24 protein-coding genes are annotated in these 26552 nt (G+C 69.6%); 5 read left to right on the top strand and 19 right to left on the bottom strand.

Going from position 1 to position 26552, the window contains the following annotated elements; genetic code table 11:
• Positions 1-32 precede the first annotated feature (32 nt).
• The gene (locus U3653_RS09015) at positions 33-422 is read right to left on the bottom strand and encodes a hypothetical protein (protein WP_195079158.1); all 390 of its coding nucleotides are present in this window, start codon (positions 420-422) and stop codon (positions 33-35) included.
• Complete coding sequence (locus tag U3653_RS09010) at positions 415-981, bottom strand: RNA polymerase sigma factor (RefSeq protein ID WP_195079157.1); 567 nt, start codon at positions 979-981, stop codon at positions 415-417. The genes U3653_RS09015 and U3653_RS09010 overlap by 8 nt, the downstream gene beginning before the upstream one ends.
• A gap of 264 nt (positions 982-1245) precedes the next feature.
• Here U3653_RS09010 and U3653_RS09005 point away from each other — a divergent pair, with 264 nt between their 5' ends.
• A complete protein-coding gene (locus U3653_RS09005; protein WP_323124078.1) occupies positions 1246-2211 on the top strand; it encodes a DMT family transporter in 966 nt (321 codons plus the stop codon).
• A gap of 151 nt (positions 2212-2362) precedes the next feature.
• On the opposite strand, the gene U3653_RS09000 is transcribed toward U3653_RS09005, so the two are convergent.
• The 17 genes from U3653_RS09000 to U3653_RS08920 all read right to left on the bottom strand — a co-directional run bounded on the left by U3653_RS09000 (position 2363) and on the right by U3653_RS08920 (position 21749).
• Positions 2363-3565 carry a cytochrome P450 gene (locus tag U3653_RS09000; protein ID WP_195079156.1) on the bottom strand — a complete coding sequence of 401 codons (1203 nt, stop codon included), beginning with the start codon at positions 3563-3565 and terminating at the stop codon, positions 2363-2365.
• Positions 3566-3787: 222 nt separating this feature from the next.
• The gene (locus tag U3653_RS08995) at positions 3788-5119 is read right to left on the bottom strand and encodes a lipase family protein (RefSeq protein WP_195079155.1); all 1332 of its coding nucleotides are present in this window, start codon (positions 5117-5119) and stop codon (positions 3788-3790) included.
• Between the two features lie 236 nt (positions 5120-5355).
• Positions 5356-6537, bottom strand: coding sequence for a cytochrome P450 (locus tag U3653_RS08990; RefSeq protein WP_195079438.1), 1182 nt, complete (start codon positions 6535-6537; stop codon positions 5356-5358).
• Between the two features lie 104 nt (positions 6538-6641).
• Positions 6642-6836, bottom strand: coding sequence for a ferredoxin (locus U3653_RS08985; RefSeq protein WP_195079154.1), 195 nt, complete (start codon positions 6834-6836; stop codon positions 6642-6644).
• A gap of 14 nt (positions 6837-6850) precedes the next feature.
• Positions 6851-8053 (bottom strand): NAD(P)/FAD-dependent oxidoreductase, encoded by a 1203-nt coding sequence (locus tag U3653_RS08980; protein WP_195079153.1) that lies wholly within the window; start codon positions 8051-8053, stop codon positions 6851-6853.
• Entirely contained in the window at positions 8050-8889 is an 840-nt protein-coding gene (locus U3653_RS08975; protein ID WP_195079152.1) for an SDR family NAD(P)-dependent oxidoreductase, read from the bottom strand. Before U3653_RS08975 ends, U3653_RS08980 begins: the two co-directional genes overlap by 4 nt.
• Complete coding sequence (locus tag U3653_RS08970; RefSeq protein ID WP_397070296.1) at positions 8886-9785, bottom strand: alpha/beta fold hydrolase; 900 nt, start codon at positions 9783-9785, stop codon at positions 8886-8888. Before U3653_RS08970 ends, U3653_RS08975 begins: the two co-directional genes overlap by 4 nt.
• Complete coding sequence (locus U3653_RS08965; RefSeq protein ID WP_195079151.1) at positions 9782-10963, bottom strand: 3,4-dihydroxy-2-butanone-4-phosphate synthase; 1182 nt, start codon at positions 10961-10963, stop codon at positions 9782-9784. Before U3653_RS08965 ends, U3653_RS08970 begins: the two co-directional genes overlap by 4 nt.
• Positions 10960-11574 carry an NADPH-dependent FMN reductase gene (locus U3653_RS08960; RefSeq protein WP_195079150.1) on the bottom strand — a complete coding sequence of 205 codons (615 nt, stop codon included), beginning with the start codon at positions 11572-11574 and terminating at the stop codon, positions 10960-10962. The genes U3653_RS08965 and U3653_RS08960 overlap by 4 nt, the downstream gene beginning before the upstream one ends.
• Before the next feature lie 30 nt (positions 11575-11604).
• Positions 11605-12594 (bottom strand): cyclase family protein, encoded by a 990-nt coding sequence (locus U3653_RS08955; RefSeq protein ID WP_195079149.1) that lies wholly within the window; start codon positions 12592-12594, stop codon positions 11605-11607.
• 40 nt (positions 12595-12634) lie between these two features.
• Entirely contained in the window at positions 12635-13453 is an 819-nt protein-coding gene (locus tag U3653_RS08950) for a coniferyl-alcohol dehydrogenase (protein ID WP_195079148.1), read from the bottom strand.
• Positions 13454-13524: 71 nt separating this feature from the next.
• Positions 13525-14826 (bottom strand): LLM class flavin-dependent oxidoreductase, encoded by a 1302-nt coding sequence (locus U3653_RS08945; protein WP_195079147.1) that lies wholly within the window; start codon positions 14824-14826, stop codon positions 13525-13527.
• The gene (locus U3653_RS08940; protein ID WP_323124079.1) at positions 14823-16622 is read right to left on the bottom strand and encodes an FAD-binding protein; all 1800 of its coding nucleotides are present in this window, start codon (positions 16620-16622) and stop codon (positions 14823-14825) included. The genes U3653_RS08945 and U3653_RS08940 overlap by 4 nt, the downstream gene beginning before the upstream one ends.
• Positions 16619-17590: a 3-carboxyethylcatechol 2,3-dioxygenase gene (locus U3653_RS08935; RefSeq protein ID WP_195079146.1), complete on the bottom strand. Its 972-nt coding sequence runs from the start codon at positions 17588-17590 to the stop codon at positions 16619-16621. Before U3653_RS08935 ends, U3653_RS08940 begins: the two co-directional genes overlap by 4 nt.
• A complete protein-coding gene (locus U3653_RS08930) occupies positions 17547-19232 on the bottom strand; it encodes a bifunctional 3-(3-hydroxy-phenyl)propionate/3-hydroxycinnamic acid hydroxylase (protein ID WP_435406556.1) in 1686 nt (561 codons plus the stop codon). The genes U3653_RS08935 and U3653_RS08930 overlap by 44 nt, the downstream gene beginning before the upstream one ends.
• On the bottom strand, positions 19229-20092 hold the full coding sequence (locus tag U3653_RS08925; protein WP_195079144.1) for an alpha/beta fold hydrolase: 864 nt from the start codon (positions 20090-20092) through the stop codon (positions 19229-19231). The genes U3653_RS08930 and U3653_RS08925 overlap by 4 nt, the downstream gene beginning before the upstream one ends.
• 16 nt (positions 20093-20108) lie before the next feature.
• Positions 20109-21749, bottom strand: coding sequence for an FAD-dependent oxidoreductase (locus U3653_RS08920; RefSeq protein ID WP_323124080.1), 1641 nt, complete (start codon positions 21747-21749; stop codon positions 20109-20111).
• Between the two features lie 762 nt (positions 21750-22511).
• Here U3653_RS08920 and U3653_RS08915 point away from each other — a divergent pair.
• From U3653_RS08915 to U3653_RS08900, 4 genes are read left to right on the top strand one after another with little or no spacing between them, the layout of a single operon-like run.
• The gene (locus U3653_RS08915; RefSeq protein ID WP_195079142.1) at positions 22512-23876 is read left to right on the top strand and encodes a cytochrome P450; all 1365 of its coding nucleotides are present in this window, start codon (positions 22512-22514) and stop codon (positions 23874-23876) included.
• Between the two features lie 20 nt (positions 23877-23896).
• Positions 23897-24988 (top strand): amidohydrolase family protein, encoded by a 1092-nt coding sequence (locus U3653_RS08910; RefSeq protein WP_195079141.1) that lies wholly within the window; start codon positions 23897-23899, stop codon positions 24986-24988.
• 21 nt (positions 24989-25009) lie between these two features.
• Positions 25010-26155 (top strand): amidohydrolase family protein, encoded by a 1146-nt coding sequence (locus tag U3653_RS08905; protein ID WP_195079140.1) that lies wholly within the window; start codon positions 25010-25012, stop codon positions 26153-26155.
• The gene (locus U3653_RS08900) at positions 26156-26548 is read left to right on the top strand and encodes a Rieske (2Fe-2S) protein (RefSeq protein ID WP_195079139.1); all 393 of its coding nucleotides are present in this window, start codon (positions 26156-26158) and stop codon (positions 26546-26548) included.
• Positions 26549-26552 lie beyond the last annotated feature (4 nt).

Here is a 26552-nt window from a genome sequence, read left to right as displayed (position 1 = left end):
CCGACCCGCAGCTCGATGACCGCGTGGCCCTGTCACGACGCTCGACGGCTGCCTCCGTCCGGCGGCGACACATCGCACGGCGACCGGCCACCGGCGCCATGAGTCGAGAGCGGCAACGCCGAGCCGGGTGCGCGAAGGCTGGTCACGTGCTCGGCCGGATCGTGCCCGGCACTGGTCAATCGGCACTGCCCGTCGGCGCACGTACGCCGCAACCGTCCCCGCGACACGGTCTGGATCAAGCCGATCACCCAGCAGGTCGGGCATCCGCGCAAGGCGAGCAGACCGACCGGTGCGAGCAGCAAGCTGAACGCCCCGAATACCGGCAACAAGGCGACCGCGCCGATGAGTGCGCCGAAGCCCGCGACACCGCGCGCCAGATGCCGGGGCACGGAGGCGCTGGCGAAACTCCGCTCGTCAGGCATTTCGTTCGCTCCTCTCCTGAGCCGACCACGGTGTGGCCCGTAGCTCCTGCTGCACCGTCGCCCGGGCGCGGTGCAGCCGTGACTTCATCGCCGCGACGCTGAGCCCGAGCATGCCCGCGACCATGCGGCCGCTGTAGCCCTGCACGTCGCGCATGATCAGCACCCGCCGCTGGTCGGCGGGCAACGCGGCGATCACCGCAGCCACCCGGCCTGCTTCCAGCCGCCGCACCGCCTCTTCCTCCGCGGAAGCCACGGCCCCCTCCGGTATCGGTTCGTGCTGCCGGGTCATCATGCGCCACTGCCGCAGGCACTCGTTGCGGACGATGCGGAACATCCAGGACGCCAGCGCGCCGGAGGCCCGCAAGGTCCCGATCTTGCGGTAGAGGATGATCAGCGCCTCCTGCGCGGCGTCCTCCGCGTCCTCGGCGGAGGCGCACAGGGTATGGGCGAAGCGGCGCACATGCGGGTAGGAGCCCGATACCAGTGTGGTGATCGCCGCGGCGTCGCCTTCCCGCGCCGCGCTCACCAATTGCTCGTCGGGCCAGGTCAGGTCAGTCACGGGAGCGGCTCCGGCGGCGCAGCAGAGTCACGCTGCACCAGCCGACCAGTACGGCGGCGACAGCGATGGCGGCAATGATCACAACGACCTCCTCGATTGCGTGCCGACCCGGTTGTCGGCACAGCTATGAGAGGACCGGCCGTCGACAAAGGATTCACACCGAATCTCAGCACGACACCGTGCCGTATCCGAAGCGGTGACTCGGTCCTGGCCCGGCGGAGATATTCGCGTGCTTCCCGGATTCGCCGGTTGTAGCGTCGGCCGATGCCCGATACTTCGCTGCCGCAGCGCATTCTGGGAGCGGTGTCCCACGCGGCCCGGGCGCGGCCACGGTCGGCGATGGCCGTGGGCGCGCTCGGCGTCGCCACCTCGGGGATCTTCATCGGGCTGTCGGGCGCCGCACCGGCTACCGCCACGTTCTTCCGTTGTGCGCTCGCCTTGCCGTTGCTGTGGCCGTCGGCCCGTGGTGAACGCCGACGAGAGGGTGCGCTGTCGCGGCGGCAGGCCGCGGTCGCGGTGACGGCCGGTGCGCTGTTCGCCGCGGACGCGCTGTTGTGGACGCAAGCGATCTACGAGGTCGGCGCCGGGTTGACGGCGGTGCTGGTGAACGCGCAGGTCGTCATCGTTCCGCTGCTGGCGCTGCTCATCGATCGCGAGCCGATCCGCGGCGCGTTCCTCGTCGTGTCGCCGATCCTGGTGGCGGGCATCCTGCTCACTGGTGGCGTCTTCGAGACCGGGGCCTCCGGCAGCGCGCCGGTACAGGGAACGATCCACGCCGTCCTCGCCGCGTTGTGCTACTCGGGGTTCCTCTACCTCCTGCGCCACAGCGGGCACAGCGGGCAAGTGGTCCAGTCCTACCGGCTGGCGCTGCTGTCGGCGGCCGCCGTGGGTGCGCTGTGGCCGGGCGTCACGTTCACGCCCGGTTGGGCGGCGCTGGGCTGGCTGACCCTGACCGCGGTGTGCGGTCAGATCGGCGGCTGGCTGCTGATCGCGCTGGCCACCGCCCAGCTGAGCAGCACGGTGAGCGCGGCCATGCTCATGCTGACGCCGATCGGCGCGCTCGTCCTGGCCGCTGTCGTGCTCGACGAGCGGCCCACGGCGCTGCAGTTGTTCGGCTGCGCCCTGATACTGCTCGGCACCTACGGCGCAGCCACATCCGGCTCCGGACAACGCCGGATCACCGCCGTCGTGCGGAAACGGTGGAGCGCCGCACGCAGCGCCGATTCGTGAGAACCGTTGCCTGCCGCCACTTCTGCCGAGTGATGATCACAGGTGGCGGCGGTCGGGCCGGTACGGGAGCGGTCGCTCGACATCCGTCGGTTGGCCTCGGCGGTGTGCGGCGCGGCCGGGACGCCGGCGGCCTGGCGGCGAGGCATCCTGTCTACGAGGTGAACGCGGGCATCGTTTCCCAGCCGCGCACGGTGGAGGTGGGCGAGAGTCTCGCCGCGGCCGAATCCACCTCCCATTCGGGGAATCGGGCGAGAATCTCCTCCAGCGCGATCCGCCCCTCGAGGCGAGCCAGCGCCGATCCGAGGCAGTAGTGCGTGCCCACGCTGAACGACAGGTGCTGGCGGGTGTCGCGGTGGATGTCGAAGACGTCGCCGTCCGGCGGGAACTGGCGATGGTCCCGGTTGGCCGCCCCGATGAGCATCATCATCGCACTGCCCTCCGGCACGGTCCGGCCGTGCACCTCGACATCGCGGGTCACGTACCGCGCCACGTGCGGGGCGGGCGGTTCGAATCGCAGCAGTTCCTCCACCGCGTTGGGAATCAACCGCGGATTCTCCACCAGCTCGCGCCGCTGGTCGGGATGCTCGGCCAAAACCTTGCCCGCCCAGCCGATCAGGCGGGTCGTGGTCTCGTTGCCCGCGCCGGACACCACGTTCACGTAGGTGAGCAATTCCTCCCGGCGCAGTCGGCGCACCGTGCCGGTCTCGTCCTCGAACTCCACGTTGAGCAGCTCGGTCATGATGTCGTCGGAGGGATGCTCGGCCCGCCAGTCGATGTAGGCGGCGAAGATGTCGCCTCCGACCATGCCTTCGGAGGCCGCCTTCATCGGCTTGCCCTCCTCGGTGCGCATCTGCGCGTTCGCGAAGTCGCGGATGGTCTCCTGGTCCTCTTCCGGAATGCCCAGCAGCATGCCGATGGTGCGCATCGGCATCTGCGCGCCGATGTCGGCGATGAAGTCCAGCCGCCCGGTGCCGACATGCGGATCGAGGCTGCGCGCGCAGAACTCGCGGATCTTGTCCTCCAGCGCGCGGATCTTGCGCGGGGTGAACATGCGCGACAGCAGTCCGCGATGGATGTCGTGGATCGGCGGATCCTCGAAGATCAATACGCCCGGCGGGATCTCGATGCCCGCCTTGATCAACTCGATGATCGCGCCGCGCGCCGAACTGTAGGTACCCGGGTCCAGCAACGCCGCGTTGACATCCGCGTGGCGGCTGATCGCGTAGAAGTCGTGCTTCTCGTTGTAGTACAGCGGCATCTCTTCGCGGAGCCGCTTGAACATCGGATAGGGATCGGAGTTGAGTTCGACGTCGTACGGGTCGTAATAGACGTCGCTGGCCGCGCTGGTCGTCACAGGGTTTCGCCTCTCGCGGGAACTTCATCGTCCTCGGTGGTGCGTACGAGATCAGCCGAAGACCGAGTTGTGGGAGTTCTGCCAGTGTAAATCTGCCAATCTGCTGATGCAACTTATCTTCTCCGATTGCGAGATTGACATTCTCATATAGATCACGAAAACGGGCCCCGTATCCGATGGCGGTCGGATGCGGGGCCCGCGCGGTTCCCGATGGAGACAGGTTCAGTCGATGGCGCAGCCGGAAACGGGTTTGTCGGCCAGGCGGTCGAGCAGGTAGGTGACCGCGTTGTCGGGGCCGAATCCGTCGATCATCTCGGGCCCGAAGTGGTTCGGGATGGTCGCGCCGGGCAGGATCGGCGGCAGGTCGTTTGTACGGAAGGTGACCGTTGCGCCTTTCGCGCACCAATCTTCGGCGAGCCGGCGAGCCTGGCCGTAGGGGACGGTGTCGTCGTTCAAGCCGCTGGTGATCAGCACCGGCGTTTTCGGGGTCAGATTGCCGACGCGCATTTCGGCCAGCACGGGGGCGGCCTCGGGGATCTCGGCCAAGTGCTCGGTCAGCGAGCGGCCGTCGTTGGTCATCGAACCGGTCCGCAAAAACGCGTGGCGAGTGATGATGTCACCGATGCACTCATCGCTCAGCGCCGCGAGCATCGCGCGCCCGGCGGGACTGGTCACCCGGTCGACGGCCTTCTGCAGTTCGGGGTACCGCGCGAGCAGACCGTTGATGGCGAATCCGATGGCGCCGCTGATGAGCGAGCCGTCGATCCGTTCCAGGATCGCGGCCAGGTCCGCGACCGGCCCGCCCGCCCAGGCGCCCTTGAGATTCAATTCCGGCGCGTAGTCCGGTTGCATCTCCGCCGCGGCCGCGGTCGCGCCGCCGCCTTGCGAGTAGCCCCACAACACCACCGGGGTCTCCGGCCCGACGCCCGCCAGATTGTGGGCCGCGCGCACACCGTCGAGCACGGCATGGGCTTGCTCGATCCGGTTGGCGTAGGTGTGGATACCCGGCGTGCCCAGTCCGATGTAGTCGGTCACCAACACCCGCGCGCCCAGCCCGCTCCACAGCGCCGAGGCAGGCAGTTCCTGGTTCGCCGACAACCCCGGCGACGGGTCGTCGAACAGCGCCAATCCGGTCGAGAAGGCCACCGACATCGCACAGCGGTCGCCCTGCCCCGAGGTTCCCGGACCGATGACAAGGGTCGGACGCGGGCCGGGCCCCTGCCACGGCCCGGTGGCATCGATGAACGTCCCCGACACCGCGACCGGCGACCCGTCCTGCAACCGCGAGGTGTACATGACGTGCTGCGCCTTACCCGGCCACCCTTCGGCCGTGGGCGGAGCCGCGAACAAAGCCATCGGCCCGGTCTTGATGATCGCCCCACGCTCGGCGGGAACCTGAGCGGGCGCAAGGTAGAAGTCACCGACCGGAGAGGCGGCCGCCTCCTGCGTGTCCACCATCGCCACCGTCGTGACGCAAGCCACGGCCAGCGCCGCCGCCACCGGGACGGCCCACCGCCCCCACCTCGATCGAGACTGCCCCTGCTGTCGTTGCATCGATAACTCTCCATAGGTTCCACCCGGCACCGTCGCCGGAGTATTCCAGGCCGCAATAGCCGTTCGGCATGAGACATGTCACAGCCGCGGACCTACCGTAGAGTAACACGATTACTGAAGGTATGAATCCAGCTGGTACCAGATCCGCCGCAGCAGACCAGCGCGCAGCCGGGCATCACCGGTCCGGGAGATGAACTCGCAGACAAGCGTTCCGGCAGAGAGATTCGGTATGCGCGCTACCAGCTCACCGGCAGCTCGTACACCCCGTAAGCGAGCCGGTCGTGCTTGAACTGGACCTCATCGAACGGAATCGCCAAGCGCAGCGTCGGAACTCGCCGCACCAGCGTGCGGAAGACGATCTGCAGTTCGGCCCTGGCCAATTGCTGCCCGACGCACTGGTGCGGACCGAAACCGAACCCGAGGTGCGCGGCGGCGGGTCTGCGCAGGTCCAGCCGGTCCGGCTGCTGCCAGACCTTCTCGTCCCAATTCGCCGGCGCGAGGTCGAAGATCAGGCCGTCCCCGGCCCGGATGGTCTCCCCCGCGATCTCGATGTCCCCGACCGCGACACGGCGCTGGCCGTTCTGAATGATGCTGAGGTACCGCAGCAATTCCTCGACCGCGTTGACGACGATCTTCGGATCGTCGGTATCGCGCAGCAACGCGAACTGATCGGGGTTGCGCATGAGGGCGAGGGCCCCGAGCGAGATCATGTTCGCGCTCGTCTCGTGCCCCGCGATCAGCAGGCCGGTGCCCAACTGGGCGGCCTCCTTCATATCGATCTCACCGGCGCGGATCCGCTCGGCGATGTCGGAGACCACGTCCTCGGCGGGATCGTCCAGCTTCTTCTTCACCAAGTCGACCAGATACCGCGCCAGGCCCGCGCGGCCCTCGGCGGCCTGCTCCTTGGTCGCGTACCGGTCGACGTTGACGGTCGCGTGCCGCTGGAAGAACTCGTGGTCCTCGTACGGCACGCCGAGCATCGCGCTGATCATCAACGTCGGCACCGGCAGCGCCAGCGCCTCGACCAGGTCGGCCGGTCGCGGTCCGGCCAGCATCCGGTCGATGTGCTCCTCGGTGATCCGCTGGATGACCGGCCGCAGCGCTTCCACCCGCTTGAAGGTGAACGGCTTGGTCAGCATCCGCCGGAACCGGCTGTGTTCCTCGCCATCGGTGGTGAACAGCGACTTCGGCCTGCTGTCCACGATCGCGGCCATGCCCTCGTTCCAGTGCGGGAAGCCGGGACGATGGTCGTCCACGCTGACCCTCGGGTCCGACATCAGTGCCTTGAACTCGGCGTAGCCGGTGACCAGCCAGGGCGTGCTGCCGTCCCAGATCCGGACCCGGTTGAGCGGTTTGGCGCGCCCGAGCCGCAACGCCTCGGGCGGCGGCGCGAACGGGCATCCGGTCGACCTGGGCATGGGATAGTCGGGAACCTCCGTGGCGGAGGCTGTCGTATCGGTCGATGCTTCGGACACTGTTCACTCCTGGGGTGATCGGGACGGAAGAACCGCGAACCGCCGGTTCATTCCTCGATGTGGATGGCCATGGCCGGGCAGACCGCCGCGGCCTGGCGCACGTCATCGGCGAGTTCGTCCGGCGGGTCGGCGTCGAGCAGGACGACGATGCCGTCCTCGTCGCGCTGGTCGAACACGTCGGCCGCGTGCATGACGCAGTGCCCGGCCGCGACGCACTTGACCTGGTCGACAGTCACTTTCATCGGGGACCTTCTTTCTACGGGGAGTGAGCGGGGGTGGGTGGCGAAGCGAGCAGGGCGTGCGCTCGCGCCAACTCCTGCCGCCGCATCCTGGCCTGCTTGGGCATGTTCCAGCCCAGCACCGCGGTGACGTCCCCGCCCTGCTCGAAGCGCGCGACGAACCGTCCTTCGTCCGGGTCGCCGTCGACGACCGTGGCCACAGCCCCGGCCGTGATGACGCCGTGCACCTGGATCTTCGTGGTGAATTGATCGGTCCAGAAGTACGGGATCGGCTGATACGCCCGCCGCGCGCCGAGAATGTCGGCGGCCACCGCCGCTGCTTGCTCGGTCGCGTTCGTACGGTTCTCCAGGCGCAGGGTCCTTCCGAGGACCGGATGTTCCCACCGGGCGACGTCACCGACCGCGTAGACGCCCTCGGCGGCACGGCATCGCGCGTCGCACACCACGCCGTCGGCGAGCGAGAGCCCGCTGCCTGCGAGCCAGTCGGTGGCGGGCACCGCGCCGATCGCGACCACGACCAGATCCGCGGGCAGCGTCTCGGCGTTCGCCAGGACGACGCCGGTGACCTCGCCGCCGCGGTCGGTGAGGCGGGAGACGCCGACGCCGAGCCGCAGGCGGACGCCGTTGCCGGTGTGCAGGCCGGCGAGCAGGCCCGCGGCGAGATCGCCGAGCTGAGCCGCCATCGGGGCGCGCTGGGGGCCGGTCATCGTGACCTCGTGGCCGGATTGCCCTGCGGTGGCCGCGATTTCCGCGCCCAGTACGCCGTCGCCCACCACGACGACGCGCGAACGGACAGCCAGATCCGCGCGCAGCGCGAGCGCGTCGTCGAGCGTGCGCAGCACATGGACGCCGCGTAATCCGGGCGGCGCGGGCAGCATTCGCGGCACTGCCCCGGTGGCGATCACGATGTGCTCGGCAGCCACGGAACCGGTCGCGGTGTGCACGGTGCGGGCGGCGACGTCGAGGGCGACGGCGCGGGTGCCGAGGACGATGCCGGCATCGAGTTCGGCCAGTCGGCGCGGCTCGCGCAGCAAGGTGCGCTCGGGCCGCCAAGCGCCGGAGAGGATCTGCTTGGACAGCGGGGGACGATCGTAGGGCAGATGCGGCTCGGCGCCGAGCAGTGCGATCGGGTCCCGGTACCCGCCCCGGCGCAGCGCTTCCACGGTGGCCAGGCCCGCGGCAGAGGCGCCGACGACGAGAACTCCGGTGCGGCGGATCATCGCGGGCCCGCCGCGACGGACGGCTCGGCCGGCTTCCTGCGCGGTCGCAGCGGTTTGCCCGCGACCGTGCCGCCGTCCACCGGCAGCACGGTTCCGGTGACGTACCGCGACCGGTCGCCGCCGAAGTACACCGCGACCTCCGCCACGTCCTCGGGTGTGCCGTCGAGCGGCAACGGGCGATCGGCCTCCATCGACTCGCGCACCGCCTTGGTGAACCGCTCGCTGAGCTCGGCGGACATCTTCCTCGCCGACGAGGCGAGCAGCGGTGTCGGGATGTTGCCCGGCGCGATGCAGTTGACCCGGATGCCGAACTGCGCCAGTTCGATCGCCGCCGACTTGGTGAAGTGCGCCACCGCCGCCTTGGACGCCCGGTAGCTCTGCACTCCCCCACCCGCTTGGATGCCGCCGACCGAGGACACGTTGACGATCGAGCCGCCGCCGTGCTCGGCCATATGCCTGGCCGCGAAGCGGGTGCCCGCCATGACCCCCAGCAGGTTCACCCCGAGCACCCGGTGGAAGTCGGCGAGGTCGTCGTGCAGCAGGCTCTTGTGCATGGTGCCGGAGATACCGGCGTTGTTGCACATCACGTCCAACCCGCCGAAGGTCCGCACCGCCCGGTCCACGAGCCGCTCGACCTGGGCCGGGTCGGCGACGTCGACCTGTTCGAACACCGCCGCAGCGCCGTAGCAGGCCACCGAGGCCGCACCGCGCTCACGATCCACGTCGGCGACCACCACGCGGGCGCCTTCGGCGACGAACCGCGCCACCGTCGCGCTGCCGATCCCCGACGCTCCGCCGGTGACGATGGCGACCTTGCCCGCCAATTCGTCGGTCATGCCTTCATTTCCTTTCGTTTCGGTCCGGCCGAGTCCGGCAGGTCCGGTGCGTCTTCGGACTCGCGGGCCCGGCCCGCCTGCCCGCCGAGGAACGCCAGCAGCAGGTCGTTGACGACGTCCGGTTGCTCGATCTGTGGACAGTGCCCGGCGTCCGGTACGACGGCGGATCGTCCGTGCGGGACGCGAGCCGCGATCGCCGCGGCCCACCCCGCGGGCAGCAGCTTGTCGCGTGCGCCTTCGACGACGAGGCAGGGCACGCGAATGCGCTCGTAAGCCCGCTCGTTCGACGGGGCGGGCGGCGCCTCGGCGCCGGGACGGCGAAAACGCGCCGCCGCCAATGCCTCCCACGCTCCGGGGGCGATGCTCGATTCGTAGCGCCGCCGCACGTAGCCGTCGTCGGCGGGGTAGGACTCCGCGTGGAAGAGCGCCCGGACGACGGCGCGCATTCCGGAGAACGTGGCGTCGTAGTCGTAGAGCGCTCGCATGTGCTCGTTGCGCTGGATCGCACCGCCGCCGCAGATCGCGACCAGGCTGCGCATCGGCAGCTTCGGCGCGGTGGACGTCGCGTCGACGAGCAGGTTGATCGCCCCCATGGAATTGCCGACGAAATGCGCCGACTCGATGCCGAGCGTCGCGAGGAAGCGTGCGATGTGCCGGATACGCAGGCCGCGTCCGTCGTTGAAGTCGATCACCTTCGCCGACTCGCCGAAGCCGAGCATGTCCGGCGCCAGCACCCGATAGCGGCGGGCGAGCGCGTCGATGGTGTACTCCCAGCCCAGTTCCGCGCTGGCGCCGAATTCGCCGCCGTGCAGCAGCACGACCGGTTCGCCGGTTCCCGCCTCGAGATACGCGGTGCTGGAGCCGTCCACCACGACGGTTCTGCGCTGCGCGATCACGGGAGGCTCCCGATCCGGTCACCCGCGCGCGGCGTCACGAGCGTTTCCGCGTCTGGGTGACGAGCGCTGTGGGTCAACGGGATTCGCGCGACGATGCGCGCGCGCTCCGGCTCGACAGCGGCCTCCCCCGCGTCGCACAGCAATCGGATCTCACGCACGGCGAGCGCGTCGAGGATGTCGAATGCCGATTGCAGGTCGCTGTGACGCTGCGCTTCGGCGCTACCGCTTTCCCCGTCGGCCCGGCAGGCGCGCAGTGTGTCGCGTACGGCGGTGGTGCGCGCGCGGATGTAGACCAGCACGCCGCTGCCGTCGCGCGCGATCCGATCCAGCGCACGATCCAGCGCGCCCCGGCACCGGCAGCGCCGGGAACCGAAGACGTCACCGGCCAGGCATTCGAAATGCAGGCGCACCAGCGGCGCGACGTCCGCGGCCGGATCACCGTGGACGAACGCGACGTGCGCGCGGTCCAGCCCGTCGGTGAAGCCGACCGCACGGAACTCCCCCATCGGCAGCGGAATGCGCGCGACGCCTCGCCGACGCACCCGGCACAGCTCACGCTTGCGATAGGCGACCAGATCGTCGATGGACACCACGGGCAGCCCGTGGTCGCGACCGAGCGCGAGCAGCTGCGAGCGCCCGGCCTGTTCGCCGTCGGCCCCGCAGACTTCGCACAGCACCCCGACAGGCGCCATTCCGGCCAGCTCGGCCAAGTCCACCGCGGCCTCCGGGCAGGCGGGTACCGACAGCACGCCACCGGCGGCGCAGCCGAGCGGGAAGACGTGTCCGGGCCGGGCGAACGTGCTCGGTGTGCTGGCCGGGTCGGCCAGTGCGCGAACCGTCTGCGCGCGGCGGGAGGCCCGCACACCGTCGGCCTCGGCGCCCGCCAGTCGCACCGACACGCGGAACAGATCGCGATCCGGGCCGGTGGCGGCGGGGTCGGCCGGGGGTATCCCGAGGGCATCGAGGGCCGCCGCGCGCATCGAGACGTGGATGAGCCCGCATCCGAGGCTCGCCATGGCATTGACCGCTTCGGCCGTCACGCGCTGCGCGGCCATCACCAGATCGCCCCGGCACCCGTCGCTCGTCTCCCCGAGCACCAGGATCATCCGCCCGGCCCGCAGGGCGGCCGTCGCCTCGGCCACCCTCGTCCGGCCGGTCGTCCTGGGCGCGGCGGTCATGCGCGCGCCCCGCCGGCCGGAGCGAAGGTGAGCACCTGCGTGGCGAGCAGCTCGAGCTGGGCGCTGACGGCCTCGTCGGTCAGCGTGCCGTCGGCATCCCAGATCGGCTCGGCGGAATTGATCGCGACGCCGAGCGGGGTGGGCCACGCGCGCAACGCGTGGCCGATCACCCGCAGCTGGCCGAGCGTTCCCACGGCAGCCTGCCAGCCGTAGGCGCAGGTGATGCAGCCCCACGGTTTGTTGTCCAGGTACACCGTCGCGTCCCCGCGCAGGTCCTCGATGTAGTCGAGGGCGTTCTTCACCAGGCCGGAGACGCCGCCGTGGTATCCGGGCGAGCCGATGATCACCGCGTCCGCGCGGCGCAGCGCCTCGACCAGCGCGACCGCCTTCTCGGTGCGGGCCGGGTCGTGCGGGTTGTACATCGGCAGGTTGATCTCCTCGCCGCAGAACAGCGCGGTGCGTCCGCCGTGACGCCGCACCGCCGCAAGGCAGTGCCGCAGCGCTTGCTCCGTCGACGAGCCCGCCCGCAACGTGCCGCCGATGCCGACGACGAACGGCCGCCCGTCGCCGGCCACCTCGGTGGCGGTCGCACTTCTCGTGCCTGCGGTCATGACCGGAACCTCGTGCTTTCCTGTGTGTCCCTACTTGATGGCGATCGGGTTGACGGGCGATCCGACGGCGCCGACCACGCGCAAAGGCGGTGCGACCAACTGGAATTCGTAGACGCCGTCCGCGGCGCAGTCGGCCGCGAGCGCGGTGAGATCCCAGTACTCGCCGAGCATCAGGCCCATGTCCCGCAGGCACAGCATGTGCAGCGGCAGGAAGGTGCCGTCCACCCCGGACACCGGGTCCTCGACCATGAGGTTGTCCGCCGCGACGGCGGCGACCTCACGTTCGTGCAGCCAGGTGGCGCAGCGCCAGTCCAGGCCCGAGTACGGTTCCGTGCCGTCGCCCGCCTCCAGGAAGCGGGCCCACCACCCGGTGCGGATCAGCACGATGTCGCCGCGGCCGACGTCGACTCCCTGCGCCGCGGCGACCTCGTCCAGCTCGCCGGGAGTGATCGGGTCACCCGCCGCGAGGAACGTGTCGGCGCGTCGGTGACGCACCAGATCCAGCAGCACGGCGCGGGTCGTGATGCCTTTGCCGTCGACCTTGTCGATCCCGCAGTGGTACGCGCCGAGGCTGGTGACCGAACTCGCCGGAAAGCCGTTGTACAGGTGGTCGTCGTAGTAGACGTGCGACAGCGCGTCCCACTGGGTCGCCGCCTGCAACGGCATGATGATCAGGTCGTCGTTGAAGCGGAACGGGTTGTCCTCGAAGAACGCGCTGAGTTCGCGTCCGACACTGTTGCGCAGCCACTTCGGGCCGTACTCGGTCAAAGTGCGCGCGTCACCGCCGTCCACGGTCATCACGTGGACCGGGTTGTGCCGGAACTTGAACGCCCCTTGCGGTCCGGACGAGCCGAAGTCGACGCCGAGCGGGAACACCCGTCCGTGCCGCACGAGACTCGCCGCGTGGGCGACCTTGTCCGGGGTGATGAAGTTGAGCGTGCCGAGTTCGTCGGCCGCGCCCCAGCGGCCCCAATTCCGCACACCGTCGGCGACGCGCCGGAATTCCGTCAAAGTGGCCACGATGCCTGTCCTTTCACGCTGATCGCCGGTCTTCCACCGGTCATGACCGGGCCACGCCGGCGATGCGGGCGCCCACGTTCCCGCCGTCGACCCACAGCACCTGGCCGGTCACGTAACTCGCCGCCCGGCTGTTGAGGAACAGCAAGGCGGCCGCCTGTTCGGCCGGTTCGGCGACCCGGCCCAGCGGCTTGGGGATGGTGTCGAGATAGTCCGGGCCGTACGCCGAGCGCAGTTGCTCCAGGATGGGTGTCCGCGTGACGCCGGGACCGGTGCAGTTGATCCGGATGCCGCGCGCACCGAGTGCGACGGCGTTGCGCATCGTGTAGTAGATGATCGCTTCCTTCGACAGCCGGTATCCGCCGTCGGCCACGGCGTCGGGATGCGCCTCGCACCAGGCGATTCCGGCCGCCATGTCCGCGGTGTCCAGCAGGCCGCCGACTTGTTCGCGGTGCTCGAGATATCCGGCCGCCGCCAGCGAGGACACGCTGGCGATCGTGGCGCCGGGCCGCATCGTGCGCGCGAGCGCAGCGGTGAACTGCCGCAGGCCGAGGAAATTGATCGTGACCACGCGGATCGGGTCGCCGATGCCCGAGGAGACGCCCGCGACGTTGAACAGCGCGTCGACGGGTCCGCCGAGGGCGGCGACGGCCCGGTCGATCGACGCGGCGTCGGCCATGTCCACCCGGTGGAACTCCGCGACATCGGCGGCGGGCTCCACCAGATCGAGCCCGGCCACCCGCCCGCCGAGTTCGGTGACCTGGCGGGCCACGTAGGCGCCGATCCCGGAGGAGCAACCGGTCACCACGACCCGTTTGCCGTCGTAACGCCACAGCTCATCGGCTCGTCCGACTTCGGGCATCTGGTCCGTCTCATCTCGTCCGACTCCGCTCGTGCGGTCGCGGCGCGCGGCGCGACCGCACGGGCCGGGGATCACTGCGCTTCTTCCTTGGCGCGCTGCGCGGCCTGCACCCGGCCCTCGTTGATCTCGGCCATCGCTTCGGGAATCTCGCTCGCGGTGAAGCTGCCGCCCCGGCCCGTTGGCAGGCCGCCGAACGCGTAGTTCTCGTCGAACGCGAGCGAGGGCAACGGCTTGCGCCGCGCCTGGACCTTCTCGATGACCGGCTCGAGCCGCCGAGCCTTCGCGGCGACCGCCTTCTCGTCGCGCTCGATGAACTCCGGCAGCACCTGCTCGCCCATCAGTTCGATCGACTCCATGGTCGCCTCGTGGCTGCGCGGATTCAGCAGCAGAATGATCTCGTCGACGCCGCTTTCCTCGTAGCCGCGCAGGAATTCGCGCACGGTGCCCGGCGATCCGATGGCGCCGCGACCCGGACCGTAGGCCAGCGTCTCGTCCTCCTTGACGGCCTCGAGGTAGCGCTCCCACACGCCGGTGCGGCCCGGGGTGTGCTGGCCGGTCATGTAGTAGTGCATGATCCCGAAGGAGAAGAATCCGCCGCCGAGCCCGAGGCGCTGCAAAGCCTGTTCGTCGGTGGGCGCGACCATCATCGACAGGTCGCCGCCGATGGCCAGGATGTTCGGATTGAGCACCGGCAGCCAGGGCTCGGCCTTGTCCGCGAATTCCTGGTAGTACCCGCGCACCCGATCCGCCAGCGGACCCGGGCCCGTGTAGGCGAAGCTCAACGCGCCCGCGCCCAGCCGCGCCGCCATCTGAACCGACGAAGGCCGGGTACACGCCACCCACACCGGGGGATGCGCGCGCTGGTGCGGCTTGGGTATCACGTTGCGCGCGGGCATCTGGATGTGTTGGCCTTGGAAACCGGTGAACGGCTCCTCGATCATGCAGCGGATGGACACCTCCAGCGCCTCTTCCCACTGCGCGCGCTTGTCGGCCGGATCGATGCCGAACCCGCCGAGTTCGCCCACCGACGACGACTCACCGGTGCCGAATTCCACGCGCCCGTCGGAGATGAGGTCGAGGGTGGCGACACGTTCGGCGACGCGCGCGGGATGATTGATCGCCGGAGGCAGGTGCATGACGCCGAAACCGAGCCGGATGTTCTCGGTCCGCTGGCTGGCGGCGGCGAGGAAGATCTCCGGCGCCGTCGAATGGCAGTACTCCTCGAGGAAATGGTGCTCGGTCAGCCAGACGGTGGAGAACCCGGCCTTGTCGGCGGCCTCCACCTCCGCCAGACCCTCCTGGAACAGCAGTCGCTCGTCGTCGGGGACCCACGGCCGCGGCAGCGCGAATTCGTAGAACAGGGATATCTTCATTTACTTCCTCCGATGGAATCGAACGTCGAGCCGGTGCGGGCCGGTTCGGTGTGCTGCGCCGCCGCCGCGGCACTCGCGGCCAGGTGCTCGACCGCGATGTAGCCGAACGTCATCGCGGGCCCGATCGTCGCGCCCGCTCCGGCGTAGCTGCGGCCCATGAGCGCCGCGGAGGTGTTGCCCACGGCGTACAGACCACCGATGACGGTGCCGTCGGACCGGAGCACCCTGGCGTGCTCGTCGGTGCGCAGGCCGCCGGAGGTGCCCAGATCGCCGAGGATGATCCGGAACGCGTAGTACGGCGGCTTGCCCAGCGGACGCAGGTTGGGGTTGGGCAGCGTGGGATCGCCGTAGTAGTTGTCGTACACGCTGTCGCCGCGCTGGAAGTCGTCGTCGTGGCCGGTGCGCGCGAGTTCGTCGAAGCGCTTCGCGGTGGCGCGCAGCCGGTCCTCGGGCACGCCGATCTTCGCCGCCAGTTCCGTCCACGAGTTCGCGGCCACGACGACACCCGAGTCCAGCCAGGCCCGCGGGATCTTCCGCCCGGTCGGCACCGGGGCGAACGGGATCTTCGGCAGCGGTAGATGTCCGGCGACGACGTACCGCCGCCAGGAGCGCTCGTCGGTGATCAGCCAGCTCGGGATGTGCGTGATCCCCGATTTCTGTCCCTCGATCATCGCGTGACCGAAATCCATGTACGGCGCGGCCTCGTTGATGTACCGCTCGCCCGCGCCGTTGACGATGAACTGGGCCGGCATCATGCGCTCGTTGAGCATGAATTGCAGGCGTCCGTCGGGCCAGTGGATGGCGGGGAACCACCACGCCTCGTCCAGCAGGTCGGTGGCCGCGCCGACCTGCTGTCCGGCGCGGATGCCGTCGCCCATGGACGCCGGGTTGCCGAAACTCCAGTCCTGCTCGACGACCGGCTGATGTTCCTTGCGCCAGGCCATGTCGTGGTCGAAGCCGCCGGTCGCCAGGATCACGCCGCGCTCGGCCCTGATGCGCAGCGGCTGTCCGTCGCGCTCCACCACCGCGCCGACCACGGCGCCGTCGGCTCCGGTGAGCAAGGAGGTCATCGGCGCGTTCAGCCACAGCGGAATGTCGCGCTCGCGCAGGGCGAGGCGCAGCCGGGCCACCAGCGACTGACCGATGGCGGCGATCCGGTCGCCGAACACCCTGGCGCGGAACATCCGCCACACCAGCTTCACCAGCACGGCCTTGCCGCGCCAGGATTGACGTACCTGGTAGAACAGTCGTAAATCCTTGGGTCCCAGCCAGATCCCCTTCGGGGCCAGGGCCAGCGGACGCAGCAGGTTCTGCTCTTCGTCGCCGAGTCTGCGCAGGTCGATCGGCGGCACGTTGATGGTGCTGCCCTGCGCCGAACCACCGGGCAGTTCCGGGTAGTAGTCGGCGTAACCCGGCTTCCACACGAAGCGCAGCCAGGCGCTGCGTTGCTCGAGGAATTCCATCATCCGCGGCGCCGTCGCGACGTAGGCCCGCAGGCGCGCGTCGCCGACCAAGCCCTCGGTGATCGCGCGCAGGTACTCGACCACGCCCTCCGGATCCGGCGCGTAGCCGTCGCGCTTCTGCGCCGGAGCGCCGGGCACCCAGATGCCGCCGCCCGACAGCGCGGTGGAGCCGCCGTAGTGGGCCGCTTTCTCGACCACGAGGACCGACAGTCCTGCGGCCTCGGCGGCGAGGGCGGCGGTCAGCCCGCCGCCGCCGGAGCCGACGACCAGAACGTCGACGGTATGGTCGACATCGCCTGCCCCGGAGGGCACGCCGATCGGTTCGGATGTCACGCTCGCCTCCTGGCGGTCGAATCGTTGTCCTGGTCCGCGACGGCGGCGCGCACGGCGAATCCGGCGATCAGAGCGGGCGCGGACCGGTAGTAGCGCACCGTGGTCCGGTACGGGCCCTGCCCCGCGAGCGCCGCGAACGCGGCGACCCAGGTGCGCACCTCGTGCGCGGAGTTGCCCGCCGCGGCGGTGATCCGCGCGTTGGTCCAGTCGTCGAACTCCTCGAGCCGTCCGTCGTCGAGCATTCGCAGGAACCGCCGATCCCATTCGGGATTGAGCGGCTGGAGCCCGCCGCGCCCGGCGGCGAACTCGCGCGCCGCTTCGATCACCCTCTGCTGCCGCGCGTTTCGCTGCTCGGCGGTCATGCGCCCGCCGTGCACGATCCGCTCCCGCACGGGCCCGGTGGCCGTGGCCAAGGCCGGCACCGGCGGGTCGTGGGACAACCCGCCGGAACCGATCATCAGCACCCGCTTGCCCAGGGTCGACAAGTGACCGCCGACGGCCGCGCCCAGCGCCCTGGCGCGGCGCAGCGGGCCGAGCGGAACGGCTACCGAATTGACGAAGATCGGAACCACCGGGCGCGCCGTCGCTGACCCGAGCAACCGCTGCAACGGCTGCACCGTCCCGTGATCGACGTCCATCGCCAGCGAGACGGCGACATCGACACCGGCCGCGAGAACCGCCTCGGCGAGTTCGGTCGCCAGTACGGTCGGCACGTCGAGCGGCCCGGCGTGCGTGCCGTAGTCACCGACCCCGGCAGCCGCCGCTGCGATGCAGAACGGCGGCATGAGCTTGTAGAAGAACCCGTTGTAGTGGTCGGGCGCGAACACCACGACCACTTCGGGATCGAAGGCCCGCACGAACCGCGCCGCCTCGTCGAGCGCCGACTCGATGTCCGCGAGCAGCTCCGGATCGGGTCCGGGAAGATCAAGAAGGGGGCTGTGCGAGACGCAGCACACGGCCAGCGGCATCGTTTCCTCCCTGCGGCGAATAGAGGGTGTCGAGCAGGTCCGCGCTCAGTCCCGGCGCCGATTGCGCGATGGACGCGCCCGCGACGCAGCGATCGGGCCGCAGGAACAGCACCGAGTCGCGCTGGGCGTCGAACCAGCGTTTCAGCGCGCCGGTGCGGTCGCCGATCACGACGACGTCGGGGTCGTCGTGGCCGGTCCAGTGCATCTGTGCGGAGGGACGGAGTTCGAAGAATCTGGCGTCCAGAGATTTCCACCGATCGAACGCCGTCGCACCGAGGACGGCGCGAGGGCGGTTGTTCCAGCACAGCACGGCGAACCACGGCCCGAGCACCTCGTCGAGCAGGACGTCGGCGCGTTCCCTGGTATCCACCCGCGGCTGCACGAACAGCGTGCCGACCGCCGACTTCGGCGACCGGGACCAGTCGTGCACCACCGCCCCGCGCTCGTAGCGCGGCATCGGCTTGAACCGCATGCCCAGCACGTACTTTCGAACCGGCGCAATCGCGGCCGCCGCGCGCACCAGCGCGTCACGCGCCGCCGCGACCTTGCGATCGGTCGGCGAGATCACCCGGCCGACCAGCGTCGACAGATCGATCATGGCCCTGGCGTGCTTGCGCCGTTCGGAGTCGTAGCTGTCGAGCAGGGCTTCGCCCGCCTGCCCCCGGACGACCGCGGCGAGTTTCCAGCCGAGGTTCGCCGCGTCCCTGATGCCGCTGTTGTAGCCCTGCCCCTGCCACACCGGCATCAAATGCGCGGCGTCGCCAGCCAGTAGCAGCCGCCCGCGCCGGAAAGCGCCCGCGATGCGGGAATGATGGGTGTAGACCCGGCGCCGGATGACCTCCAGCCGCTCGGGATACGGCACGAACGGCGCCACCATCTTCGCCACGAAGGCCGGGTCCTCGGCCAGTTCGTCGGGCTCGTCGTCGTGGATCATGAACTCGAAGCGCCGGATTCCGTGCGCGATCGATACCGACACGTTCGGCCGGGCCGGATCGGCGGCGACCTCGATATTGGGGTGGCCCAGCGGATCCGAGGCGAGGTCGACCACCAGCCAGCGGGTCGGCGAGGTGGTGCCGTCGAAGGAGACGCCCATCTCCCGGCGCGTCGCGCTGCGCCCGCCGTCGCAACCCACCACGTACCGGGCGGTCACGGTGGACGGCCCGGCGCCGCCGTCGAGTGCCGCCGTCACCCGATCGCCGGAGTCGGCGCAGGAGGTCATAGCTGTCCCCCAGGCCACCTCCACCTGCGGATACCGGTCCAGTCCCGCGAGCAGTTCGGCGTCGACCAGCGGCTGGACGAATCCATTGCGTTTCGGCCAGCCGAATTGCTCGTCGGTGGGCGCGATCTCGGCCAGCAGCCTGCGCCGCGCGTCGACGAAACGCATGATCTGGTTCGGGGTGGTGTGCGGCAGGATGCGATCGACCAGCCCGATCGCCTGGAACGTCCGCAGTGATTCGTCGTCCAGGCCCACGCCGCGCGGGTAGTCGATGAGGGTCGGACGTTCCTCGACCACCAGGGTGCGCACCCCGTACATGCCGAGCATGTTCGCCAGCGTGAGACCCACCGGGCCCGCGCCGACGACGAGCACGTCGACGTCGGTGGCGCCCGGCGCGGCGGAGTCACGGTGTTCGGACACGGTCAGCCGCCCAGCAGGAAGTCGAGGTGCAGGGCGTCGAAGGCTTTGGCGTCCTCGTACTGCGGCCAGTGCCCGCAGTCCGGCAGAACCTCGAAGCGCGCGCCGGGGATCATCGACGCGATCCGCCTGCCCTCGCCGACGTCGGCGGTGGGGTCGTCACTGGTCCACAGCACGAGGGTCGGCGCGGTGATCCTGCCGTAGTCCTGCGGCCCCAACAGGTTTCGCCGCCGGATCTGCGGATCCTGCAACGCCATGATGTCGCGCATGGCGGCGACGAAGCCGGGTTGCCGGTAGATGCGCTGCCTGCTGGCCACCACATCGTCGTAGTCCTTCGACTTGTCGGCCATCAGCCACTTAATCCTGGCCCGCACCGTCTCCCAGGTGGGATCGGCGGCGGCCGCCATCGACAGCGTGACGATGCGCCGCATCACCTCCGGATCCGCCTGCGATCCGCCGGCGGTGTTGAGCACCAAGCGGTCGACGCGATCCGGATGATCGATCGCAAGGCGGGCGGCCACCCAGCCGCCCAGCGATTCCCCGCTGAGGCGGGCGCGGCGCACGCCCACGGCGTCGAGGAAACCGATGACGTGCTCGACGTAGTGCGCGATCTCCAGCGGATGCCCCGGCTTGTCGGTGTAGCCGTGTCCCAGCATGTCGATCGCCCAGGTGGAGAAGTGCGCGGCGTGCGACTCCAGATTGCGCACATAGGCTTCGGCATGCCCACCTGACCCGTGCAGCAGAACCAGAGCCGGGTCGGCCGGATCCCCCGCGTGCAGGTAGCGGGTTCGGACGCCGCCGGCGTCCAGGTATCCCTGGGTGAAGGGGACGCCTTGCAGATCGCTCCAGATGCTCTCGAATTCCGGCAACTCGTTACCTCCGTGCTCAGATCTCGGCCGATTTGCCGGTAGCAGCGGCGTATCCGGCCCGGAAGCCCCACACCATCGCGGGGCCGATGGTTCCGCCCGCGCCGCCGTAGGCTCGGCCGGTCACGCCGGCCATCGCGTTGCCCGCGGCGAACAGCCCGGGAACGACCGCCCCGCCGACGTGCCGCACGCGCCCGTCCCGGTCGGTGCGCGGGCCGCCTTTCGTGCCCATCGCCCCGACGGTGACCGGCACCGCGTAGTACGGAGCGGTGTCGATCGGGCCGAGCGTGCGACCGGCGACGGTGGCGGCGCGCTCGTCACCCCACCACCCGTCGTAGGCGCTCGAGCCACGCCCGAACTCGGGATCGATCTCGTCGGCGACCGCGCGGTTCCACGCGGCGACGGTCGCGGCGAGACCGGCCGGATCGATGCCGGTCTTCGCGCCGAGCGCGGCCAGATCCGGTGATTCGCAGAACCATTCGGGCACCGGATCGCCGGGTGCGACACCGAGGAAGCCGTACCGCCGCAAATGGACGGCATCGAAGACGATCCAGCCCGGATCGTTGACGTAGCCGCCCCTTGGATCGAGATAGTGGAAGGCGCCCGCCATGGAGTTGTACTCCGAGGCCTCGTTGACGAACCGCTTGCCGGCCCGGTTGACCATGATGCTGCGCGGGCGCGTCCGCTCCAGGCGCACGCTGCGGCTGCGCGGCTTGCCGTCGATGGTGTCGCCCGGAATCCGCACGATCGGCACCCACCAGGCCTCGCTCATCGTGCCGAGTTCCGCGCCGTGCGCCATGGCCATGCGCAGCCCGTCTCCGGTGTTGTTCGGCGGGGACACCGCGCCGCGCATCGGGCCGCGCAGATAGGACCGCACCAGCTGCGGATCCCACTCGAACCCGCCGGTCGCCAGGATGACACCGTTGCGCGCCCGCACCGTGGATTCACCGGCGGCCGTGGCGATCCTGACTCCGGTGACGGCGCCGTTCGCGGCGATCAGCTCGGTGGCCCTCGTCCCGGTGCGCGGCACCACTCCGGCGTCGAGCACGCCCGCGAGCAAGCCGGCGACGAGGGCGGTTCCGGCCACGCAGAGATCGGCCGATTCGGCACCGGCGGCCGCGTGCAGCCTGGCCCTGGTCTCGGCGTCGAATCCGACGTTGCTCCAGTCCGCGGGGAAGGAGGTGATGCGGTCGCGCCACACCCCGAGGCGGCCCGGATCGAAGGCGGCCGGGCTCAGCGACCGGCCGCCGCCCGGCCTGCCGCCGGGCAGTTCCGGCTTGTAGTCGGGAAATCCTTCGGCGATCTCGAAGCGCACACCGCTGTGCGCCTCGACGAAGTCGACCATCGCGGCGCCGGTGCGCACGAAGACCTCGACCAGTTCGTCGTCCATCGAGTCCAGCGACTGGGCGTGCAGGTAGCTCAGCGCGTCGGCCACGCTCAGCGGCCCGTCGGCGCAGCGGTCGTGGGCGGGAATCCACGCGATGCCGCCCGACACCGCGCTGGTCCCTCCGACGGTCGCCGCCTTCTCCAAGACCGCCACCGACGCACCGTGCACCGCCGCGGTGAGCGCCGCGGTCAGGCCGGCGGCGCCGCTGCCGAGGACCACGACGTCGACCTCGGCGTCCGGCGCAGGCTCGGATCGTTGCTGCTGCGAAGCCACTGCGCGGATTCCTCTCGCGTGAACGGAAGTTGGCCTGCGCCGTGCCGGTTCCACTCGGCCGAGCCGAACGCGACGGGCGCGTGGAAGCAGGAGACTTTCATTTACATCTGAGAAGAATGTTATTCTCAAAACAAAGATGTGGCAATCCTGCCCGCACGAGATGTTTTTGCACTTCCGCCAAGAGAGTAGTGCCGCTTCAATCGCCCGGAAGCTTCCACAGGGATCCGATCCGCCCGGGAAGCAGCCGTTATCCACGGCCACAGGGAGCGAGTCACGCCGGTCAGAGCCCACCTTGCGGTCCAACTTTGCGTAGAGTACCGTTCTCATTTGAAGCAAGTATTATTCTTGTAGGTGAGACGACGGGCGAGCTCACTTGGCCGAGTGTGCGCCCGGCATCAGCCCGGCCGCGCCGACCTCGGCAAGTTCCCGGCAGACGGACCGCATGCCGTTTCCGGCGCACCGCGCCAGCTGCGGTCCGGCCGACGCGCGATCCGTCGTCACCGGGCGGCCGCCGAAGAGAACGGAAGGTTCAGCTGTGGGACGTGCCGAGGGGACGGGGTCGCGTTCATCGCCGCACGCGGACCGGGACGCAGCCGCAGGCCGGATACGTCACCGGCCTGCGGCTGCACACCGGCTACCTGAGGTGGCGCGACCACCGCATCCGATCGACGCGCCGGACCCGCGGCGGCCGCGAAGGAACGAAGCGTGCTCCAGTCGCCGTGCGGGCACACCGGATCCCGTGAGCAGCAGAGGAACACCATTGTGAGCATTGACGACGTGGTCGCCGACGAGGACCGCAAGAAGAACCGGTATCACTTCGACCGGCACACGCCGGAATACCGCCACCGGTTCCAGGAGATCACCGAGGAACTGCACGCGAAGTGCCCGATCGCCTGGAGCGACACCTACGACGGTCACTGGGTGGCCAGCGGCGGCAACGCGGTGTTCGAACTCGCCCGCTGCCCGCACGTCTCCAACGACCACGATCTGCACGGAGAACGCAAGGGCTATCAGGGAATATCGATTCCGCCCGCCCGGCGCGCGCAGGTGGTGCGCGGGGGGATGCTCGAGATGGACGATCCCGAGCACCGCCTCTACCGTCAGGTGCTCAACCCCTACCTCTCCCCCGCGGCGGTCCGGCGCTGGGAGCCGGTCATCGCCGAGATCGTGCGCGCCGCGCTGGACGAGAAGATCGAGAGCGGCCGCATAGATTTCGTCGACGACCTCGCCAACGTCGTCCCGGCCGTGCTGACCCTGGCCATGCTCGGCATCCCGTTGCGGCAGTGGTCGGTCTACAGCGAGCCGGTGCACGCCTCGGTGTACACGCCGGAGGACTCCCCCGACGCGGCGCGCGTGGCCGAGATGCACCGGGCGATGGGCATCGATCTCCTGACCAACCTGGCCGAGATCAAGCAGAACCCACGGCCCGGACTGGTGCACGCGCTGACCGAGTTGCGCATCGACGGCGCACCCGCGCCGGATCTCGAACTGCTCGGCATGCTCGGCCTGATCATCGGCGGCGGATTCGACACCACCACCGCGCTCACCGCGCACGCCCTGGAGTGGCTCTCGGAGCACCCCGACCAGCGTGATCTGCTCAGCCGGGAGCGCGACACCCTGCTCGACTCGGCCACCGAGGAGTTCCTGCGCTACTTCACGCCCGCCCCGGGCGACGGGCGCACCATCGCCGCCGATTTCGTCGTCGAGGACACCCGATTCCGCGAGGGTGAGCGCCTGTGGCTGTCCTGGGCGATGGCCAACCGGGATCCGGCGATCTTTCCCGATCCGAACGAGGTCGTCCTGGACCGCAGGGGCAATCGCCACTTCAGCTTCGGGCTCGGCGTGCATCGCTGCATCGGGTCGAACGTCGCGCGCACGGTGTTCAAGTCCATGCTCACGGCCGTACTCGACCGGATGCCCGACTACCGCTGCGATCCCGAGGGGACCGTGCACTACGAGACCATCGGCGTCATCCAGGGCATGCGGCAGCTGCCCGCCACCTTCACTCCGGGACCGCGCCTCGGCCCCGGGCTGGAGCAGACCTTGGCGAAATTGCAGCGGATCTGCGACGAACAGCGATTGGCGGCGCCGGTGACCGAGCGCCCCGACATCGCGCGGATCGATTGATCGTTTCCGGGAGACATTGCATGAGAACGCTTTCCGACGGCACGAGCACACCCGTCATCGACGCCGGCGTGCACATCTTCTTCGCCTCGAACGACGACATGCGCGGCTTCCTGCGCGAGCCGTTCAAGAGCCGTGGCATTCCGGACGCCGAGATGGATTGGTACGGCGCCCCCGGCGGGGAGTACGCCAAGGGGACGCGCGGGCCCGACCGCGGGTATCCGGCGTCGGACCCGGATGTCGTCGGCGAGCAGCTGTTCGGAATGCGTGGCGTCGACGTCGCGATTCTGCATCCCATGACCAGGGGCATCCTGCCGGACCGGCATCTGACCACGGCGGTGCTGGCCGCGCACAACGAGATGATGGTGTCGCGCTGGCTGGATTCCGGCGCGTACGCGTCCAGGTGCCGCGGCACCATTCGGGTGAATCCGGAGGACATCCAGGGCGCGCTGCGCGAGATCCGCAAGTGGGCGCAACATCCCCGGGTCGTCCAGGTCGGTGTCCCGTTGCAGTCGCGAGAGCTCTACGGCAAGCCGCAGTTCTGGCCGCTGTGGGAGGCGGCGGCCGAGGCCGGGCTGCCGGTGGCCGCGCACATCGAGACCGGCGAGAGCATCGGCTTCCCGCCCACGCCGTCCGGGCACACCAGGACCTATGAGCAGTACCTCGGGTTCATGGCGCTGAACTACGTCTACCACCTGATGAACATGATCGCCGAGGGCGTGTTCGAGCGGCTGCCGCGCCTGCGGTTCGTCTGGGCCGACGGCGCCGCCGACCTGCTCACCCCGTTCTCCTGGCGGATGGACACCTTCGGCAGACCGCACCTGGAGCAGACGCCGTGGGCGCCACGGATGCCGAGCGAGTACCTGCCCGGTCACGTGTTCTTCGTCCACGGCAGCCTCGACGGGCCCGGCGACACCGCATTCGCCTCCGAGTGGCTCGGTTTCACCGGCAAGGAGGACATGGTGCTGTTCGGCTCCAGTTATCCGCACTGGCATTGCGGCGACATCGACGGGCTGCCGTCCACGCTCACCGCCCAGCAGCGCGAGAAGCTGCTGTGGCGCAACGCATCCCAGCTCTACGGCATCGACATGCCCGCCGAGCTGGTCACCGAGTAGTCGCGAACGAGGGAGACGACCATGAGGCTGGCCCACCAGCAGCACCGCGCCCCGGCGCCCGAGCAGGTCGCCGTCCGGGTCGTCGACTCGGACGTGCACCCCGTGCCACGCCGCGGCGAACTCGTCGAGCACATCCCCGAGCCGTACCGCAGCTCCTATTTCCTCAGTCACCGGGTCGGCGAGACGATCGTCTACGACGCCCCCGATTACGCGCATTCCTACGCGATGCGGGTGGACACCTTCCCCGCCGACGGCGAATTCGCCGGCAGCGACCCGGAGCTGGCCTTCCGGCAGTTGATCGTCGAAGCCGGTTCGGACATCGCGATCCTGGAGCCGACGGTCAAGGCCGCGCGCCTGTCCGAGGCCACGCAGGCGCTGGCCACTGGCGTCAACCACTGGCTGGCCGAGCACTGGCTGGACTCGAAGAACAACTGGCACCAGCGCTGGCGCGGTTCGATCTGCGCGGCGATCGACGACCCGCCGGGCGCGGTCCGCGAGATCGAGCACTGGGCCGGGCACCCGTATATGGCGCAGATCCTCATCAAGGCCGAACCTCGACCGGCCTGGGGCGACCCGAAATACGACCCGATCTGGGCGGCCGCGACAAAGCACGACCTGGTGGTCAGTTGCCATCTCGGCCGTGGCGCGTACGAGACGATGCCCATGCCGCCGGTCGGTTTCCCCAGCTACAACCACGATTTCATGGTCACGTACTCGCTGTTGGCGGCCAACCAGATCATGAGCCTGATCTTCGACGGGGTGTTCGACCGCTTCCCGGCATTGCGGATCGTGTTCGTCGAGCATGCCTTCACCTGGATCCTGCCCTTGATGTGGCGGATGGACGCGATCTACGCAGCGCGCAAGTCGTGGACAGGGATCCGGCGCAAGCCGTCGGACTACGTCAAGGAGCACATCAAGTTCACCACCCAGCCGCTGGACTATCCGGAGGACAAGACCGAACTCACCAGGGCGTTCGAATGGATGGAGGCCGACAGGATCCTGCTGTACTCTTCGGACTACCCGCACTGGACCTTCGACGATCCCCGCTGGCTGGTCAAGCATCTTCCCGGGTACGCACGCGACCGCGTGATGTACCGCAACGGCATCGAGACCTATCACCTCCCCGAGACGGTGCCCGCCATCGACGGCCAGAGGCGGGTGTTCTGAATGCCGGAGGAATCCCAGCCGCCACGGCTGGCCCAAGGGCGCGAGCACGTCGTCGCCACCGTGGACGAGATCCCGCCGGGATCGTCCAAGGTGGTGCCGATCGGCCGGCACGGTGTCGGCGTCTACAACGTCGGCGGAACCTTCTACGCCATCGCCAACTACTGCCCGCACGAGGGCGGCCCGCTCTGCGCCGGCCGCGCCCGCGGGCGCACCGTCGTCGACGAGTCCGTCCCCGGGGACGCGGTGATGGTGCGGGACAAGGAATTCATCTACTGCCCGTGGCACCAATGGGGTTTCGAACTCGCGACCGGCACCACAGCGGTGAAACCCGAATGGAGCATCCGTACCTACCCCGTCCGTGTCGTCGGCGACGACGTCGTGGTCATGGCTTGAGGCG

Source organism: Nocardia implantans (assembly GCF_035544775.1).
Classification (GTDB): Bacteria; Actinomycetota; Actinomycetes; order Mycobacteriales; family Mycobacteriaceae; genus Nocardia; species Nocardia implantans.
Note: the sequence above shows the minus strand (reverse complement) of the source record. Positions and strands in the feature narration are given on the sequence as shown.